Below are 16,987 nucleotides of genomic sequence, written 5' to 3' on the forward strand. Positions count from 1 at the left end.
GGCTCAGCCCCTTGCGTCGTGCAGTACCGCCGCGAGCGTGCGCTCGGCCAGCGGCAGCTTGAAGGCATTGTCGTGCGTCGGCGTGGCACCGGCGAACGCGATCTTGGCGGTGGCGGCGGCGCCCTTGGGCAGCGCGGCCTCGGCGGCTTCCACGCGCCACGGCTTGTGCGCCATGCCGCCAAAGGCGACGCGGCCGGTGCCGTCCTTCTGGACCACCGCCGCTACCGACACGAGCGCAAAGGCATAGGAGGCGCGGTCGCGGACCTTGTGGTAGAAATGCTTGCCGCCCAGCGGCTTGGGCAGGGTGACCGCCGTAATCAGCTCGCCGGGCTGCAGCGTGTTGTCGATCTGCGGCGTATCACCGGGCAGGCGGTGAAAGTCGGCGATGGGAATGGCGCGGGTGCTGCCATCGGGCTTCACCGTTTCCACCGTCGCGTCGAGCAGCCGCATCGCGATGGCCATATCGCCGGGATAGGTGGCGATGCACGCCTCGCTGGTGCCGATCACGGCGAGCTGGCGGCTGAACCCGCCGACCGCGGCACAGCCACTGCCGGGCTTGCGCTTGTTACACGGCTGGTTGGTGTCGTAAAAATAGGGGCAGCGGGTGCGCTGGAGCAGGTTGCCGGCGGTCGTCGCCTTGTTGCGCAACTGGCCCGAGGCGCCGGCGACGATCGCCCGGGACAGCACCGCATAGTCGCGCCGCACCCTGCTGTCGGCGGCGAGATCGGTGTTGCGGACCAGCGCGCCGATGCGCAGGCCGCCCTCCGGCGTCTCCTCGATCTTGTCGAGCGCCAGCCGATTGACGTCGATCAGGTGCGCCGGCGCCTCGATCTCCAGCTTCATCAGGTCGAGCAGGTTGGTGCCGCCCGCGATGAACTTCGCCCCGGGCTTGCTGGCGGCCTGGGCTGCGGCATCAGCCGGGCTGGTCGCGCGGCTATAGGTGAAGGGCTTCATGCCTGCCTCCGCCCGGCGACTTCGCGGATCGCCTCGACGATGTTCGAATAGGCGCCGCAGCGGCAGATATTGCCGCTCATCCGCTCGCGAATTTCCATATCGCTGAGCGTTGGGGCGTCGGTCAGGTCGCCGGTGACGTGGCTGGGCACGCCGGCCTTGATCTCGTCGAGCACGGCAACCGCCGAGCATATCTGGCCGGGCGTGCAATAGCCGCACTGGTATCCGTCATGCTTCACAAAGGCTGCCTGCATCGGGTGCAGGTCTTCGGGCGAACCCAGCCCCTCGATGGTGGTGATGCTGTCGCCGTCATGCATCACCGCCAGGCTGAGGCACGCATTGATCCGGCGCCCGTTTGCGATCACCGTGCAGGCGCCGCACTGGCCATGGTCGCAGCCCTTTTTGGTGCCGGTCAGGTGCAGATGCTCGCGCAGCGCATCGAGCAACGTCGTGCGGCCGTCGAGCTTCAGGCTATGCGCCGTGCCGTTGACCGTCAGGGATACAGCCACGGGGTCGGGATCGGACGCCATGATGCGGGGGTGCTCCTTTGCGGCAGACGCGGCGGGGAAGGTCGTGGCAGCAGCAGCGGCGCCGCCAACCAGCATGTCGCGACGCGACAGCGCGAAATCGCGTGGTGTTGCCATCGGCTTCCTTCCCTGGACGTGCGCGCGCCTAAAGCACTGAGTTCCTGAAGTGGTTCCCCACGGCCTGATGGTAGCGGCCGATTGCGGCGTCGGCAAACCTGTCTGTGGGAGCCGGCGCTGATGCCGCAATGCAACAGGTTACGATTTTGTGTCGCTTGGCTTCAGTTGTGTGACGTTTTGTTTCTGGACATGTCCAAAAGGTTGCATTCAATAGCAGCCAGTGCACCTTGACCGCACCACAAGCCCGGCAAGCGGGCGGGCGCGTCAGCTGCGTCCAGAACATCAAAGGGGACAACCATGTCTTTCTCCATGCGACACATATTGCTCGCCTCGACCGTGCTGGTCGGCGCCTTCGCAGTGCCCGCTTATGCGCAAGAGGTTCCGGCCGAGTCGGCCGCCAAGCCGGCCGAGGAAGCGACCGAGGTCGTCGTTACCGGTTCGCGCATCGTGCGCCCCGATCTGGCGCTCGCCAGCCCGGTCAGCGTGATCGGCCAGCAGGAAATCCAGTTTCGCCAGCCCGGCACGGCCGACGATCTGCTGCGCAACCTGCCGGCGATCCGCCCCTCTATCGGTGCGGGGGTCAATAACGGCTCGGACGGCTCTTCGACGCTGAACGTCCGCGGCATCGGGGAACAGCGCACGCTGGTGCTGCTCGACGGCCGCCGCCTGGTGCCTTATGGTCTCGACGGCCTGACCGACACCAACAATATTCCGGTCGCGCTGCTCCAGCGTGTCGAACTGCTGACCGGCGGCGCGTCTTCGACCTACGGCGCAGACGCGGTTGCGGGCGTCGTGAACTTTATCACCAAGCGCGACTTCTCGGGCTTTGATGTTTCGGCCAGCTACCGCATTTCTGAACGCGGCGATACGGCGCGTTTCAAGGCCGATCTCGTCGTCGGCGGCAACTTCGCGGAAGATCGCGGCAACGTGGTTTTCAGCGTCGGCTACACCAAGGCCGATCCGCTGCTGCACCTCGATCGCAGCATCAGCCAGGTGCCGATCAGCTCGACGACCGGGCTGTTCAGCGGCGCCGCCACGGCCCAGGTAACGATCTTTGCGTCGCCCACCAATGCAGCCCTGGGCCTGCCGGCGAGCAGCTTCGGCGCAGTGGTGAACCCCACGACCGGCCTGCTCCAGGCGGCGACTGCGGCGGACACGTTCAACACCAATATCGGCACCTATTTCCAGACGCCGCTCGACCGCATCAACGCCTATTCGGCGGCGCGCTACAAGATTGCCGACGGCATCGAATTCTATGCGACCGGCATGTACAGCCGCAACGAAGTGGCGACCCAGCTCGCTTCGTCGGGCACGTTCGGCAACACCTATCAGCTGGCGCTGAACAACCCGTATCTGCCCGACGGCATCCGCAACCAGCTTTGCAACGCGCGCAGCATCTCGGCGCCCAATTGCACGGCGGCAGCAGCGGTGCAGGGCGGCCCCGGCACGCCCGGCTATATCGAAGTGCCGGTGATCGCGCAGCGCCGCTTCACCGAATATGGCCCGCGCGGCAACACCTTCGAATCGCAGATGTTCCAGGTGCAGGCCGGGTTCCGCGGCGACATCGTCAGCGGCCTGAAATATGACGTCTCGGCGCAATATGGCGAGACCAACCAGCACCAGACCCGCATGAACTGGGGATCGTTCAGCAAGGTGCAGCAGGCCCTGCGCGCCTATCGTACCCCCACCGGCACCGTGCGTTGTGCCGACACCAGCAACAACTGCGTGCCGCTCAACTTGTTCGGCCCGAACGGATCGATCACGCAGGACCAGCTGGCGTTCATCGACCTCGACGCGATCATCGATCGCAAGGTGCGCCAGACGGTGGTGACGGGCAGCCTTTCGGGCGACCTGTTCACGCTGCCGTTCGCCACGCACAAGGTCGCGTTCGCGGTCGGCGGCGAATATCGCAAGATCACTGCCGCCAGCCAGCCGGACGGCCCCTCGCAGATCCAGGGCGAGGTGCTGGGCACCGGTGCCCGTACGCCGCCGGATACCGGCCGCTACAGCGTCAAGGAAGTGTTCGGCGAAGTCATCGCGCCGCTGGTCGAGGATCGTCCGTTCTTCTATCGCCTGACCGCGGAAGCGGGCATCCGCTATTCGGACTATACCACCACCGGCGGCAGCACGACCTGGAAGGCCGGCGGCTCGTGGGAGCCCTATCAGGGCTTCAAGCTGCGCGGCACCTATCAGGTCGCGGTTCGCTCGCCCAACATCCAGGAACTGTTCCAGTCGCCGGTGCAGGGTCTGGGCAACCTGACCGTCGATCCGTGCCAGGGCGCGGTGTCGGGGGGGCTGGCACAGCTCTGCATTGCGACGGGTGCGCCTGCAAATACGATCGGCTCGATCCCGGCGCCGACCTCGGGCCAGATCAACAACACCACGTCGGGCAACCGCAATCTGGGTGTGGAACGCGCCAAGACCTTCACGCTGGGCGGTGTTTTCACGCCGCGCGCGCTGAAGGGTTTCTCGGCCAAGATCGACTATTTCAACATCCGGGTGCGCAATGCGATCACCCAGCCGGCGCAGGCAGACATTCTGAATGGCTGCTATTCGGCGGCGCTGAACCCCAGCTTCAGCTACAACGCCTTCTGCCAGCTGATCGGCCGCAATCCGCTGACCGGCAGCCTGAATGGTGCGGGTGAAACGCCGGGCGTGATCCTGTCCTATTCGAACCTGGGTGTCATCGAAACGGCGGGCGTCGACTTCGGCATCAACCAGTCGACCCGGCTCGACGACCTGGGCATCAAGGATTCGGGCACGGTCTCGATCGGCTTCGAAGGCACGCGCCTGAGCTATTACCACTTCCAGGCAACGCCGAACGCGATCAACCGCGATTGCACCGGCTATTACAGTGCCAGCGGCTGCACCAATCCGCGCGCCAAGTGGCGCTGGAACGGTCGCCTGACCTATGGCCGCGAGCTGTTCGACATCTCGCTGCTGTGGACGCACTATAGCAGCGTGAAGCTGGAGCCGTACCTTGCGACGCGCCTGCCGGGCAATGTCGCCCAGCCGGGCGGCCCCAATCCGTCGACCATCCTCACCCAGTTCCAGCGCATCAAGGCCTATGATTATTTCGACCTGTCGGCGCGGGTGAGCCCGACCAAGGTCTTCGACCTGACGCTCACGGTGAACAACCTGTTCGACCGCCAGCCGCCGCTGGTCGGCTCGGGCGTGGGTGGCACCGCTTACAACAGCGGTAACACCTTCCCGACGATCTATGACCCGATCGGCCGCTCCTACACGCTGGGTGCACGGCTGAAGTTCTAACTAAAACGCGTGTCTCCGAAACTGGGGCGGCGTACCGATGGTGCGCCGCCCCTTTTCGTATGACGGGCGTCAGCCAGCGTCGGAAAGATCCATGAAGTTGCGGGCGGCCTCGCGATCGGCTTCGTCCTCGAAGGTCGCGTCGAGGTCCGGCGCGCTGCCCAGCATGAACAGCAGCGCCCATAGCGCAAAGCGGCGGCCGCGATCGGTCTCCAGCCCCAGATCGACTTTCATCCGGTCGATCCCCGTCGCCAGCGCGGGCGGGGTCAGGGAGCCGAGGTCGGTGGTGCCGAAATAGCGGAGCAGCTGATCGTCGAGTTGCATCGGCGCTTCCTACGCCGGAAATCCAGTTCAGGCGAGCGGCATCCGGATCGCGAAGGCCAGTCCGGTGTCTGTCTCCAGCGGCTCGATCGTTGCCCGCGCGGCATCCAGCAGCGACCGGGCGATCGCCAGCCCCAGCCCCGTACCGCCTTCGGCGCGGCGGGTGGTGAAGAAGGGCTCGAACAGCCGGGCGCGGTCGGCGGGGGCCATGCCGGGGCCGTCGTCCGCGACGATAAGCGTCATCGTGTCTGTTTCCAGCGTGGCCGAAACGGTCAGCCGCCGCGCCCCGGCCTGGATGCTGTTCTCGCACAGGGTCGCCAGTACCGCCTCGATCGTCGATGCCGGCACCGCCACTGGCTGCGTGGGCAGCGGCTCTATCGCAACGACGAAATCGTCGTGGCGATGGGCGTCCGCCACGCGCGCGAGCGCCGGTGCGAGCAGTGTCGCGGCATCGGGGGCGGCTGCGGTCATGTCGGCACGGGCAAGGTCCAGCAATCGGGTGACGAGCTGGGTCAGCCGTCCCGCATCGGCATCGGCATTGGCGAGGAAGCGGTGGCGCTCGTCGGGCCGCATGTCCGCGTCATGATCCTGCAGCAGTTCGATTGCGCCGCGTATCCCCGCCAGCGGTGTCTTGAATTCGTGGCTCACGGCATAGGCAACGTCGCGCAGATAGCGCGAGCGACGCTCGATCTCCGCGGCCATGACGGCGAAATCGGCATAGAGGCCCTGGATCTCAATTGCGGCGGTGGTCGGGGTTTCGGGAATCGTGCCGTGTCCGGCTGCCACCGCCCGCGTTGCCGCGCCGAGCTGTTCGATCGGGCGCGTGATGCCGCGCGAAATCATGCCGCTCAGCACGATCAGCAGCCCGAATATGACCAGCACGCCCAGCGCGATCTTGCCGCGGTCCTGATACAAGCCCTTGAACAGTGCGCGCGCCGAGCGGGAGAGGAGCAGTACGCCGACCACCTTGCCGTTCACGACGATGGGCCGCGCATGGTGCACCCGGATCGCGGCGGCGCGCGAGAGCCACTCGAAATAATATACCGCGCGATAGCCGCCCTGCGCGCGCAGCACCGTTGTTGGTTGACCAGCAAGTGCGGCGCGCACTTCCGGCAGCATCGCGAGGCTGGAATTCGCCTCCGGCCCGGCGACGACTACCCCGGCATGGTCAAGCAGCACCATGCCAGCAAGCGTACTACGCTGGGTTTGCATCAGGATGGGCGACAGCCGGCGCGCGGCGGCCAAAGCGCCCGGATCGGGCGGGCCGGCGGGCAGGGCAGCGGGGCGCTCGGGCAGAATCGGCGAGGCGCTGAGGTCGATGGTCGGCGCTTCGGCTTGGAAGGGCGGGAGCGGGGTTGGCGACGCGCCCGGCCACAGGGCCTGCGCGGTGGCTGCAAGGGCGGCTCCCTGCGCAACCAGTTCGCTTTCCGTTTGCCGGACCAGCGTGTTTTCATAGACGCGCAGGAACACCGCGCCGATGCCGGGCATCGCCGCCACCGCAAATAATGTGGCGAACAAAATGGTGCGCAGCCGCATCCGCGGCCAGCGGCGCTTTACCCATTCCTTCGCCGCGCGGATCACGCGCAGCTGCCGAGCCGATAGCCGATGCCGGCGCGGGTCTCGATCAGGTCGCCGCAACCTGCCTTGGCGAACTTGCCGCGCAGATTGCGGATATGGCTGTCGATCGTCCGGTCGGTGATGGCAAAGCCGGGACCATGCAGCCGGTCGATGATGGCATCGCGGCTGAACACCTTGGACGGCATTGCCGCCAGCGTGCGCAGGATCGAGAATTCGGTGACGGTCAGCGGCACCTCGGCACCCGCCCATTCGGCGCGCCACCCTTCCAGATCGAGCCGCAGCCGGCCCTGCACGATCGCGCCGGCGGGCTCGGCGACCGGGGGGCGGCTGGCGGTGCGGCGCAGGATCGCCATCACCCGTGCCACCACTTCGCGCGGCGAGAAGGGTTTGACCACATAATCGTCGGCGCCCAGCTCGATGCCGATCACCCGGTCGATCTCGTCGTCGCGGCTCGAGAGGAACAGGACCGGGGTCTCGCTTGCGGCGCGAAGCCGTCGGCAAACTTCCAGCCCGTCCATGCGGGGCATGTTGATGTCGAGCACCACCAGATCGGGGGCATGGGAGGCGGCAAGCGCCAGCGCAGCTTGGCCGTCGCCCGCCTCGATCGCGTCGAGCCCGGCCTTGCCGAGCGCGAAGACAAGCAACTGGCGGATATGCGGATCGTCGTCGACGATCAGGATCGTGCGGGGCATGGGGCACAGGATCATTGCCTACCCTCCGCCGTCAATGGCGAACCGTCGCAGTCGCGCGTGACATTGGGTACCGCAGCGTATCCGGGGCGTTCCTTCAGCATCGCTTCGGCCTGTGCCAGCCGCCGGGCGCCGCGCCAGGTCCAGCTATGCCAGTCGGCCTGTTCGCGCTCCAGCTGTTCCTGCGCCCCGGCGCGCAGCGAGGCGACCTGGTCCTGAAACTTGGGGCCGACCGCGCGGCGCTCCAGTTCGATCAGCGGGATCAGTGCCGACGGTCCCAGCCAGTTGAGATAGCATAGGTCGAGATCGGCCGAGGTGCGGGCACGGCGGACATTATGCTCGGCTGCGATTGCTCCGGCATCGAATACGCAGAAGCTGATCAACACCGCCAGCGCCGTGGCGGCATTGGCATTGATCAGCCACGCCGCCGACCGGCTGGTCAGCATGCGCCAGCAGATTAGCACCAGCCCGCCGCCGACCAGCGCCATCCAGGCCAGTGCCTCGATGCGGAAGGCGGTGAGCGAGAAGGCTTCGACATAATCGAGCGTCCGCACCATGCTGGAGGCAACCAGGATCAGGTTCTGCGCGACCCACAGCACCACCAGCCAACGGACGAGCGGAGTCTTTGCGGCCATGCTTCCCGGGCGAAGCGCGACCAGCACGAACAGACCGGCGAGCAGTGCGGTGACGATCAGTACATAGGCGCCCTGATGGGCATACTCCGCCAGCGTGACCTTGCCCGGCAGCGGTGCGCCGCTCCACAAAAAGGCGATGTCGAGCGCGTTCTGCACCGCGAAAATGGCATTGAAGGCAGCGAGCGACAGCAGCAGCGTCGCGACCGGCAGTTCCAGCCCATGCCTGCGGGGAAGGGCGGTGATCGCGCCCATCGCCATCGCGCGGGGGCGAAGGCTGGGCCAGACGATCACCAGCATGAAACCGCAGAACAGTGCGTGTGCGATGATCTCGTCGAAATTGGGCATCCGGATCGCATCGATCCATCCGCCGATCACCGGATTAGCGCTGGCGAACAGCAACCCGAACAATGCGGTCCCGATTAACGGCAGGGCCAGAAGCCCGAGAAGGCGCCCGATCTTCGCGCCACCACCGCCGCCGATACGTGTCATCCGCCGCAGATCGCGGACTGGCGCTGCCAACCCGATAACGCCGTAGCTGAACAATCGGCCGCTCCAGATCAGCGCCTGGTCGAAGCCGTAGCGAGGCAGCAGCACCGCGCTCGACAGGGCGGACCAGAACAATATCCAACCGGTCATGGTCGGCCGTTCGATGAGGAGGAGCGCGAGCAACGTTGCGGCGCCCATCGTCAGCGCCGACAAGCCCCGCCGAAGTGAGGGTTGACCAGCACACAACGCCAGCGTCCAGGCGAGTGCGAACAAGCCGAAGCTGGCGCCGGGACGGTGGAACAGGAACAGCCAGTCGGCGAAGCCGATCAATGTGGCGGCAGTCAATGCCTTGGCGAGCAGGCTGGGCGGCGCTCGGCGTATCGCGGACATGGGGTTCCCCTTGCGTGGTTCGGGGAAGGCAGATGCACCGCCGCCGCGCAGGCCATGCCGGCGCGCCCATGCGATCGTTGCGCAGGTGCGATGCAGTTCCGGTGCAGACTGTCTCTACGCAATGCTCCGTAGGGAGGTTGCCCAATACAGCGCGCGCGCCCCGACTGGCACACGGCCCATGCCGCGGTGCGGCCCGGATTCTTGACCCCGCGCAAGGCAGCGTGAGGCGAGTTCCGGGACAGCCCGGCGATCGCTTGGACGGACAGGGGCACAATGGACAATGCAGTAACCGCAGCAGGAGGCTGGTTTCTCCTCGCAGTCGCGGCAATCTTCGCCGCCGTGCTGGCCGTGGATCACGGCTTCGCCATTCACATGGGCATCGCCGCACTGGCTGCGCTGACTGCCGCCTTCTTCGCGATGAAGAAGGTGACGCAGGAGCCTGTCCCCGCGGCCAAGGCGCAGTCGCGCTATTATGACGACGTCATCCGATGGGGGGTGATCGCCACGGTCTTCTGGGGCGTGGTGGGCTTCCTGGTCGGCATCGTCATCGCCAGCGAGCTGACCTTTCCGGGGCTCAACCTGGGCGAGTATGTCAATTTCGGCCGTATCCGCCCGTTACACACCTCGGCGGTGATCTTCGCATTTGGCGGTAACGCGCTGATCGCGACCAGCTTCTACATCGTCCAGCGCACCTGCCGCGCGCGGCTGGCGCTACCGGCGCTCGCGCGGTTCGTGTTCTGGGGATACCAGCTGTTCATCGTGCTCGCCGCGACCGGTTACGTCCTCGGCATCACTGAGGGGCGCGAATATGCCGAGCCCGAATGGTATGTCGACCTGTGGCTGACGATCGTCTGGGTCGCCTATATCGCCGTCTTTGTCGGCACGATCCTGAAGCGGTCGGAACCGCATATCTACGTCGCCAACTGGTTCTACCTCGCCTTCATGCTGACGATTGCGATGCTGCACATCGTCAACAACCTGTCGATGCCGGTTTCGTTGCTGGGCTCGAAATCCTATTCGGCCTTTTCGGGTGTGCAGGACGCGCTGACCCAGTGGTGGTATGGCCATAACGCTGTCGGCTTCTTCCTGACCGCCGGCTTCCTGGGCATGATGTATTACTTCGTGCCGAAGCAGGCCGAACGCCCGATCTACAGCTATCGCCTGTCGATCATCCACTTCTGGTCGCTAATCTTCCTCTATATCTGGGCCGGTCCGCACCACCTCCACTATACCGCGCTGCCCGACTGGGCGCAGACGCTGGGTATGGTGTTCTCGGTCATGCTGTGGATGCCGAGCTGGGGCGGCATGATCAACGGCCTGATGACGCTCAACGGCGCCTGGGACAAGGTCCGCACCGATCCGATCATCCGCATGATGGTGTTCGCACTCGCCTTCTACGGCATGAGCACCTTCGAAGGGCCGATGATGTCGGTGAAAACCGTCAATTCGCTGAGCCACTATACCAACTGGACGATCGGCCACGTCCATTCCGGTGCGCTGGGCTGGAACGGCATGATCACCTTCGGTGCCATCTACTATATGGTGCCGCGCCTGTGGGGTCGTGAGCGGCTCTATTCGCTGCGGATGGTCAACTGGCACTTCTGGTGCGCGACTTTGGGCATCGTGCTCTACGCGTCCTCGATGTGGGTGGCGGGCATCACCCAGGGCCTCATGTGGCGCGAATATGGGCAGGACGGGTATCTGGTCTATTCCTTCGCCGAGGTCGTGGCCGCGATGAAGCCTTACTACTTTATCCGCGTGCTGGGTGGCCTGCTCTACTTCGCCGGCTCGCTGCTGATGGTCTGGAACGTCTGGATGACGATTGCCGGCCGCGTCCGCACCGAAGCCCCGATGTCGAGCGCACCGTACGACGCCGCGAAGGATCGACCGATCGTCGCCGCACCCGCGCAAACCAACGCCATCGCTGCCGAGTGAGGAGCTGACATCATGGCTTTCCGCATCCTCGATCACAAGAAGATCGAACGCAACGTCACCCTGCTCGGCGCGCTTGCGCTCGTCACCGTCGCCATCGGCGGCATCGTCGAGATCGCGCCGTTGTTCTGGATCGACTCGACCATCGAGAAGGTGGAGGGCGTGCGACCCTACACCCCGCTCGAACAGGCGGGCCGCGACATCTATATCCGCGAAGGCTGCTATGGCTGCCACAGCCAGATGATCCGGCCGTTCCGCGACGAAGTGGAACGCTATGGCCATTACAGCCTGGCGGCCGAGAGCATGTACGACCACCCGTTCCAGTGGGGGTCGGAGCGGACCGGGCCTGACCTCGCCCGCGTCGGCGGCCGCTATTCGGACGAATGGCACGTCCAGCACCTGAAGAACCCGCAGGCGGTGGTGCCGGAATCGATCATGCCGCATTACGGCTTCCTGGCCGATCGTGATCTCGACACCAGCCTGACCACGGCCAAGCTGCGGGCGCTGCGTCGCGTAGGCGTACCCTATACCGACGCCGACATCGCCCAGGCCGATGCGGATCTGAAGAATCAGGCGGATCCCAACGCCGATCACAGCGATCTGCAGAAGCGTTACCCGAAGGCGCAGGCCCGCGACTTCGACGGCAATCCCGGTCGCCTGACCGAGATGGATGCGCTGGTCGCCTATCTCCAGGGCCTTGGCACGCAGGTCGATTTCAAGTCGGCTGCCCCGCAGGAGCAGGCGCGATGAGCTACGATGTCCTGCGCGAAATCGCCGACAGCTACGGCCTGATCGCCATGGGGGTGTTGTTCGTCACCTTCACCGGCTGGACCTTCCGGCGCGGATCGCATGTCCACAATGCGCGCGCCGCCCACAGCATCTTCGAAGACGAGGACCGGAACGATGGCTGAGAACAAGCGCATCGACGAAAAGACCGGCACCCAGACGGTCGGCCATGAATGGGACGGGATCGAGGAACTCGATACCCCGATGCCCCGCTGGTGGCTCTATATCTTCTACGCCACGATCCTGTTCGCGATCGTCTATACGGTGCTCTACCCGGCCTGGCCGATGTTGCACCGGGCAACCACCGGTACGCTGGGCTGGTCGAGCCGCTCGTCGCTGACCAGGGAAATGAAGGCGGAAGAAGCGCGTCAGGCGCCGATCCGCAACGCCATCGCCGCCACGCCCGTCGATCAGCTTGCCCGCAATCCGCAGCTGCTGAAAGCGGCAGTGGAGGGTGGCCGCGCTGCGTTCAAGGTCAATTGCGTCCAGTGCCACGGCTCGGGCGCGACCGGGGGCAAGGGCTATCCGAACCTCAACGACGACGACTGGCTGTGGGGCGGTGACATCAAGACGATCCACCAGACGCTGGAACATGGCATCCGCTATCCCGGCGACGATGCCACCCGCATGTCGCAGATGCCGGCATTCGGCCGCGACGGAATCCTGACTCCGGCCGAGGTGGACGACGCCGTCTCCTATGTGCGCTTCATCTCGCACCAGGAGCCGGCCAGCGCATCGGCCAGGCGCGGCGCCGTGCTGTTCGCCAACAATTGCGCGGCCTGTCACGGGCCGGACGGCAAGGGCGGTCGCCAGTTCGGCGCACCGAACCTGACCGACGCGATCTGGCTTTACGGCGGCGACCGGGCGACGCTGACCGAGACGGTGACCAATGCCCGTGCCGGCGTGATGCCGGCCTGGGGCGGGCGGCTCGATCCGGTGACCATCAAGATGCTCGCGGCCTATGTCCACTCGCTGGGCGGCGGCGAAGCCGACCCGGCACCGGTTGCCCAGGCAGCCGCGGCTCCGGTGAAGACCGATGGTCAGCCCTGAAGATCTGATCAATGGCGGACGCTTCTTCGAAGCGCGCCGCAAGATCTTCCCAAAGGCGGTGGACGGCAGCTTCCGCCGCCTGAAATGGGCCATCATGGCCGTGACGCTGGCGATCTACTACGTCACGCCCTGGTTGCGCTGGCATCGCGGGTCCTATGCCCCCGACCAGGCCGTGCTGGTCGATCTCGCCCATCGCCGCTTCTATATGTTCGGCATCGAGATCTGGCCGCACGAATTCTATTACGTCACCGGGCTGCTGGTGATGGCGGGGATCGGCCTGTTCCTCGTCACCTCGGCAGTCGGTCGCGCTTGGTGCGGCTATGCCTGCCCGCAGACGGTGTGGACCGACCTGTTCGTCCATGTCGAGCGCTGGATCGACGGCGACCGCAATGCCCAGATGCGGCTGCTCCGCGCGCCCTGGGGGCCGAAGAAGATCGCCAAGCGCGTCGCCAAGCACACGATTTGGCTGGCCATCGGTGTGGTGACCGGCGGGGCCTGGATCTTCTATTTCGCCGATGCGCCCACCCTGTTCCGTCAGGTCGTGACGGGCCAGGCACCGATGGCCGCCTATGCAACGATCGGCATTCTCACCTTCACCACCTATTCGCTGGGCGGACTGATGCGCGAGCAGGTCTGCATCTATATGTGCCCCTGGCCACGCATCCAGGCGGCGATGCAGGACGAGACTTCGCTGGTCGTCACCTACAAATATTGGCGTGGCGAACCCCGCAGCCGCGGCCTGAAGCGCAGCGCCGCCCATCATGCCGATGCCGGCACGCCGTCGCTGGTCGCGCTGGCGAATGGCGAGGAGGCACCCAGTTTCGGTGATTGTATCGACTGTTCGGCCTGTGTAGCGGTGTGCCCGACCGGGGTGGACATTCGCGAAGGGCCGCAGATCGGCTGCATCACCTGCGGCCTGTGTATCGACGCCTGCGACGAAATCATGACGAAGATCGACCGGCCGATCCGGCTGATCGGCTATTCGACGCTTGCCGACGAGGCCCGCGCCAAGCGCGGCGAACCCGAGGTGCCGGTGATGAAGCGGTTGTTCCGGCCGCGCACCCTCATCTATTTCCTGCTCTGGGCCGGCGTAGGCTGCGGCATGTTGTTCGCACTGGGGACGCGCACACATCTTGGCCTTAGCGTGCTGCAGAACCGCAATCCGCTTTATGTCCGCCTGTCCGACGGCGCGGTGCGCAACAATTACATCGTCAAGCTGCGCAACATGGAGGGCCGGTCGCGCCGGTTCGAAGTGTCGATCGACGGCGTGCCGGGGGCCGTGCTGTGGAACGGCGATAGCGGCGAGCGGGCCGGTGCCGCGCGCAGCGTGATTGTGCCGGTAGCTCCCGATCAGGTGGCCAAGGTGCAGATGTTCGTCGCCGCCCCGGCACAGGGGGCCCAGCGCAGCGACCTCGTGTTCACCGTGCGCGCACTCGATGCCGAAGGGGGCAGCGCCACCGACCGCAGCTTCTTCGAACGTCCGGGAGAGGGCCAATGATCCGTCGTTTCACTGGTTGGCACATGGCCGGCATCTTCGTCGCGATGTTCGGAGTGATCATCGCCGTCAACGTGGCTATGGCAAATTATGCCGTGCGCACCTTCGGCGGCGTGGTCGTCGAAAACAGCTATGTTGCCAGCCAGCGCTACAATGGCTGGCTGGAAGCGGCGCGGGAACAGAAAGCACTCGGCTGGAAAGCGGACGCGACGCTGACGGCCGAACGCGCCATCGCCATCCAGGCCGATGCGCCCGAGGGGCCGCTGGACGGGGCAGAGGTGACGGCCATTGCCAGCCATCCGCTGGGTCGCGCGCCTGACCATCTGGTCCGCTTCGCGCCCATGGGCCACGGCAAGTTCCTGTCCCGCGACGACCTGCCGGCCGGCCGCTGGCTGCTCCACATTCGTGTCCGGCGCGGCAGCCATGAAGCGCGGTTCGAGGACGAGATCAGTCGGTGAACGCAAGCCTGCACCCGAGCGAAGGCGAAGTTTGCGCCGAAAGCCTGTTCAACGTGCCTGCGCTGCATTGCGCGGGGTGCATTGCCAAGCTGGAGAATGGGCTGGCGGCGGTGCCGGGCGTGGTGCAGGCGCGCGTGAATTTTGGCCAGAAGCGGGTGCGGATCGCGCATGTGGCCGCATTGGGAGATGCCGATCTGCAGGCGGCGATCGCGGCGATTGGTTTCGAATCCTATCCCTTTGTTGGCGAGACCGACGCCCGCGTCCATGCTGAAAGCCGCATGCTGGTAAAGGCGCTGGCGGTGGCCGGCTTCGCGGCGATGAACGTGATGCTGTTGTCGGTCTCGGTCTGGTCCGGGGCCGAGGGCGCGACGCGGGCGCTATTCCACTGGCTGTCGGCGCTGATTGCACTGCCGGCAGTCGCCTATGCCGGCCGGCCCTTCTTCAAAAGCGCCTGGGCGGCACTGCGCCATGGCCGCACCAACATGGACGTGCCGATTTCGATCGGCGTAGTCCTCGCCTGCGCAACCAGCCTGTATGAAACCGCCATTGGCGGCCCGCATGCCTATTTCGACGGCGCGATCATGCTGTTGTTCTTCCTGCTCGCGGGACGCTTTCTCGACAGCGTGATGCGCGCGCGGGCCGAGGACGGCGTCGCCGCGCTGCTGCGCCAGACTGCGCCCGGCGCGCTGGTGCTGCGGCCCGACGGCACGACGCAGTGGCGGGCGGCGGGGGAACTGGCGCCGAACATGCGCATGTTGGTCGCGGCTGGCGAGCGCTTCGCCGCGGACGGTGTGGTCGAGACAGGCACCAGCACGATCGATCGCGCGCTCGTCACCGGTGAAAGCGCCCCCGAACCGGTGTCGCCGGGCGGGGCCGTGCTCGCCGGTACGATCAACCTTGGAGCGTCGCTGACAGTCAAGGTGACGGCGGCGGGCGACCGGACAGTGATTGCCGACATCGCCCGGATGATGGAGGCGGCGGGCGGCAGCAAGTCGCGCTATGTTCGCATCGCCGATCGCGCGGCGCGGCTCTATGCGCCGTCGGTTCATACGCTTGCGGCGCTCAGCTTTGCCGGCTGGATGCTGGCCGGGGCAGGGCTGCACCAGTCGATCCTGATCGCGGTGGCGGTGCTGATCATCACCTGTCCGTGCGCGCTGGGGCTGGCGGTGCCGGTGGCGCAGGTCGTCGCGGCAGGGGCGCTGATGCGCGCAGGCGTACTGATCAAGGACGGTGCGGCGCTCGAGCGGCTGGCCGAGGCAGATGTCGCGCTGTTCGACAAGACCGGCACGCTCACGCTCGGTCGCCCGCAGCTCGAAGGCGGCGTCGAGATACTAAGCGAAGACGAGCAGGGCGTCGCGCTGGCCCTGGCGCGTGCCAGCCGCCACCCGCTGTCGCGTGCGCTGGCGGGTGCGCTGGAGGGCGCGGGTATCGCGCCTGCCGAAGTGACAGCGATTGCGGAGCGGCCCGGCGACGGTGTTGTGGGCGAATGGCTGGGGCAGACGGTGCGACTGGGGCGCCCCGCCTGGCTGGGGGTGGAGGTTGCCGCGGCCGACGGGCTGGCGGTGGCGCTGGCGGTGGGGGATCGCCCGGCGCACCTCCTCCACTTCCGCGACGCGCTGCGCGCCGATGCCGGGCGGGTATTGGCGCGGATCAAGGCGCTCGGCATCGATCCGATGATCGTGTCGGGGGACCGGATGCCGGCGGTGCGTGCTGTGTCGCTGGCCTTGGGCGTGCCGGGGATCGGCAATATGCGCCCGGGTGACAAGCTCGAGCGGATCGAGGCGCTGCAGCGTCAGGGGCACCGCGTGCTGATGGTCGGCGACGGGCTGAACGACGGGCCCGCGCTCAAGGCGGCCTATGTGTCGATTGCCCCGGCCTCGGCCAGCGATGTCGGCCAGACGGCCGCCGATCTGGTGTTTCTGGGCGACTCGCTGACGCCGGTGCCGACGGTCGTGGTGGCGGCACGCCGGACGATGCGCGTGGTGCGGCAGAATTTCGCGATGGCGATCGGCTACAACCTTCTCGCGGTGCCGCTGGCGATTGCCGGGCTGGTGACGCCGCTGGTGGCCGCGCTTGCCATGTCCGGGTCTTCCCTCATGGTGGTGGCCAATGCGCTGCGGCTAAGACGTGCGGCACGATGAACGGACTTGCCTTCCTGATCCCCGCCGCCCTTTCGCTCGGCCTTGCCGGGCTCGGAGCCTTTTTCTGGTCGATCCGGTCGGGCCAGTTCGACGATCTCGACGGCGCCGCGCTGCGCATCCTCATCGACGATGAAGATGCGCCGGGGCCGAAGCAGGGGTGATGG

At 66.3% G+C, this 16,987-nt stretch carries 15 protein-coding genes; 9 read left to right on the forward strand and 6 right to left on the reverse strand.

What is annotated here, in order from left to right; all coding sequences use genetic code 11:
* Positions 1-3: 3 nt before the first annotated feature.
* Together ACT53M_RS10810 and paoA are read right to left on the reverse strand one after the other, a co-directional pair.
* A complete protein-coding gene (locus ACT53M_RS10810; RefSeq protein ID WP_476233314.1) occupies positions 4-954 on the reverse strand; it encodes an FAD binding domain-containing protein in 951 nt (316 codons plus the stop codon).
* Positions 951-1,595: an aldehyde dehydrogenase iron-sulfur subunit PaoA gene (gene paoA, locus ACT53M_RS10815; RefSeq protein WP_476233315.1), complete on the reverse strand. Its 645-nt coding sequence runs from the start codon at positions 1,593-1,595 to the stop codon at positions 951-953. The genes ACT53M_RS10810 and paoA overlap by 4 nt, the downstream gene beginning before the upstream one ends.
* 297 nt (positions 1,596-1,892) lie before the next feature.
* On the opposite strand from paoA, the gene ACT53M_RS10820 reads away from it, so the two are divergent.
* Positions 1,893-4,865, forward strand: a complete 2,973-nt coding sequence (locus ACT53M_RS10820) for a TonB-dependent receptor domain-containing protein (protein ID WP_476233316.1) — start codon at positions 1,893-1,895, stop codon at positions 4,863-4,865.
* 69 nt (positions 4,866-4,934) lie between these two features.
* Here the strand turns inward: ACT53M_RS10820 and ACT53M_RS10825 are convergent, their stop codons facing one another.
* Genes ACT53M_RS10825 through ACT53M_RS10840 form a run of 4 tightly spaced genes read right to left on the reverse strand, consistent with a single transcriptional unit; the run spans position 4,935 to position 8,961 of the window.
* A complete protein-coding gene (locus ACT53M_RS10825) occupies positions 4,935-5,186 on the reverse strand; it encodes a hypothetical protein (RefSeq protein ID WP_476228813.1) in 252 nt (83 codons plus the stop codon).
* A gap of 27 nt (positions 5,187-5,213) precedes the next feature.
* Positions 5,214-6,764 (reverse strand): sensor histidine kinase, encoded by a 1,551-nt coding sequence (locus ACT53M_RS10830; protein WP_476233317.1) that lies wholly within the window; start codon positions 6,762-6,764, stop codon positions 5,214-5,216.
* Positions 6,761-7,453: a response regulator transcription factor gene (locus tag ACT53M_RS10835; protein WP_476233318.1), complete on the reverse strand. Its 693-nt coding sequence runs from the start codon at positions 7,451-7,453 to the stop codon at positions 6,761-6,763. Before ACT53M_RS10835 ends, ACT53M_RS10830 begins: the two co-directional genes overlap by 4 nt.
* An 11-nt stretch (positions 7,454-7,464) precedes the next feature.
* Positions 7,465-8,961, reverse strand: coding sequence for a DUF4153 domain-containing protein (locus ACT53M_RS10840; RefSeq protein ID WP_476233320.1), 1,497 nt, complete (start codon positions 8,959-8,961; stop codon positions 7,465-7,467).
* 273 nt (positions 8,962-9,234) lie between these two features.
* Here ACT53M_RS10840 and ccoN point away from each other — a divergent pair, with 273 nt between their 5' ends.
* The 8 genes from ccoN to ccoS are packed head-to-tail and all read left to right on the forward strand — an operon-like array spanning position 9,235 to position 16,984.
* The gene (ccoN, locus tag ACT53M_RS10845; RefSeq protein WP_476233322.1) at positions 9,235-10,896 is read left to right on the forward strand and encodes a cytochrome-c oxidase, cbb3-type subunit I; all 1,662 of its coding nucleotides are present in this window, start codon (positions 9,235-9,237) and stop codon (positions 10,894-10,896) included.
* 12 nt (positions 10,897-10,908) lie between these two features.
* Positions 10,909-11,643 (forward strand): cytochrome-c oxidase, cbb3-type subunit II, encoded by a 735-nt coding sequence (ccoO, locus tag ACT53M_RS10850; protein WP_476233323.1) that lies wholly within the window; start codon positions 10,909-10,911, stop codon positions 11,641-11,643.
* Positions 11,640-11,804, forward strand: a complete 165-nt coding sequence (locus tag ACT53M_RS10855) for a cbb3-type cytochrome oxidase subunit 3 (protein ID WP_476228819.1) — start codon at positions 11,640-11,642, stop codon at positions 11,802-11,804. The genes ccoO and ACT53M_RS10855 overlap by 4 nt, the downstream gene beginning before the upstream one ends.
* The gene (ccoP, locus tag ACT53M_RS10860) at positions 11,797-12,729 is read left to right on the forward strand and encodes a cytochrome-c oxidase, cbb3-type subunit III (protein WP_476233324.1); all 933 of its coding nucleotides are present in this window, start codon (positions 11,797-11,799) and stop codon (positions 12,727-12,729) included. The genes ACT53M_RS10855 and ccoP overlap by 8 nt, the downstream gene beginning before the upstream one ends.
* A complete protein-coding gene (gene ccoG, locus ACT53M_RS10865) occupies positions 12,716-14,227 on the forward strand; it encodes a cytochrome c oxidase accessory protein CcoG (protein WP_476233325.1) in 1,512 nt (503 codons plus the stop codon). The genes ccoP and ccoG overlap by 14 nt, the downstream gene beginning before the upstream one ends.
* Positions 14,224-14,682: a FixH family protein gene (locus ACT53M_RS10870; protein ID WP_476233327.1), complete on the forward strand. Its 459-nt coding sequence runs from the start codon at positions 14,224-14,226 to the stop codon at positions 14,680-14,682. Before ccoG ends, ACT53M_RS10870 begins: the two co-directional genes overlap by 4 nt.
* Positions 14,679-16,823, forward strand: coding sequence for a heavy metal translocating P-type ATPase (locus ACT53M_RS10875; RefSeq protein WP_476233328.1), 2,145 nt, complete (start codon positions 14,679-14,681; stop codon positions 16,821-16,823). The genes ACT53M_RS10870 and ACT53M_RS10875 overlap by 4 nt, the downstream gene beginning before the upstream one ends.
* The gene (gene ccoS / locus ACT53M_RS10880; protein ID WP_476233329.1) at positions 16,820-16,984 is read left to right on the forward strand and encodes a cbb3-type cytochrome oxidase assembly protein CcoS; all 165 of its coding nucleotides are present in this window, start codon (positions 16,820-16,822) and stop codon (positions 16,982-16,984) included. Before ACT53M_RS10875 ends, ccoS begins: the two co-directional genes overlap by 4 nt.
* Positions 16,985-16,987 lie beyond the last annotated feature (3 nt).

The organism is Sphingomonas sp. DMC6 (assembly GCF_056314225.1).

Excerpts from the sequence above, each read along its gene's own strand:
- ACT53M_RS10810 (WP_476233314.1), bottom strand. The coding sequence starts at position 954 with ATGAAGCCCTTCACCTATAGCCGCGCGACCAGCCCGGCTGATGCCGCA.
- paoA (WP_476233315.1), bottom strand. The coding sequence starts at position 1,595 with ATGGCAACACCACGCGATTTCGCGCTGTCGCGTCGCGACATGCTGGTT.
- ACT53M_RS10820 (WP_476233316.1), top strand. The coding sequence starts at position 1,893 with ATGTCTTTCTCCATGCGACACATATTGCTCGCCTCGACCGTGCTGGTC.
- ACT53M_RS10825 (WP_476228813.1), bottom strand. The coding sequence starts at position 5,186 with ATGCAACTCGACGATCAGCTGCTCCGCTATTTCGGCACCACCGACCTC.
- ACT53M_RS10835 (WP_476233318.1), bottom strand. The coding sequence starts at position 7,453 with ATGCCCCGCACGATCCTGATCGTCGACGACGATCCGCATATCCGCCAG.
- ACT53M_RS10840 (WP_476233320.1), bottom strand. The coding sequence starts at position 8,961 with ATGTCCGCGATACGCCGAGCGCCGCCCAGCCTGCTCGCCAAGGCATTG.
- ccoN (WP_476233322.1), top strand. The coding sequence starts at position 9,235 with ATGGACAATGCAGTAACCGCAGCAGGAGGCTGGTTTCTCCTCGCAGTC.
- ccoO (WP_476233323.1), top strand. The coding sequence starts at position 10,909 with ATGGCTTTCCGCATCCTCGATCACAAGAAGATCGAACGCAACGTCACC.
- ACT53M_RS10855 (WP_476228819.1), top strand. The coding sequence starts at position 11,640 with ATGAGCTACGATGTCCTGCGCGAAATCGCCGACAGCTACGGCCTGATC.
- ccoP (WP_476233324.1), top strand. The coding sequence starts at position 11,797 with ATGGCTGAGAACAAGCGCATCGACGAAAAGACCGGCACCCAGACGGTC.
- ccoG (WP_476233325.1), top strand. The coding sequence starts at position 12,716 with ATGGTCAGCCCTGAAGATCTGATCAATGGCGGACGCTTCTTCGAAGCG.
- ACT53M_RS10870 (WP_476233327.1), top strand. The coding sequence starts at position 14,224 with ATGATCCGTCGTTTCACTGGTTGGCACATGGCCGGCATCTTCGTCGCG.
- ccoS (WP_476233329.1), top strand. The coding sequence starts at position 16,820 with ATGAACGGACTTGCCTTCCTGATCCCCGCCGCCCTTTCGCTCGGCCTT.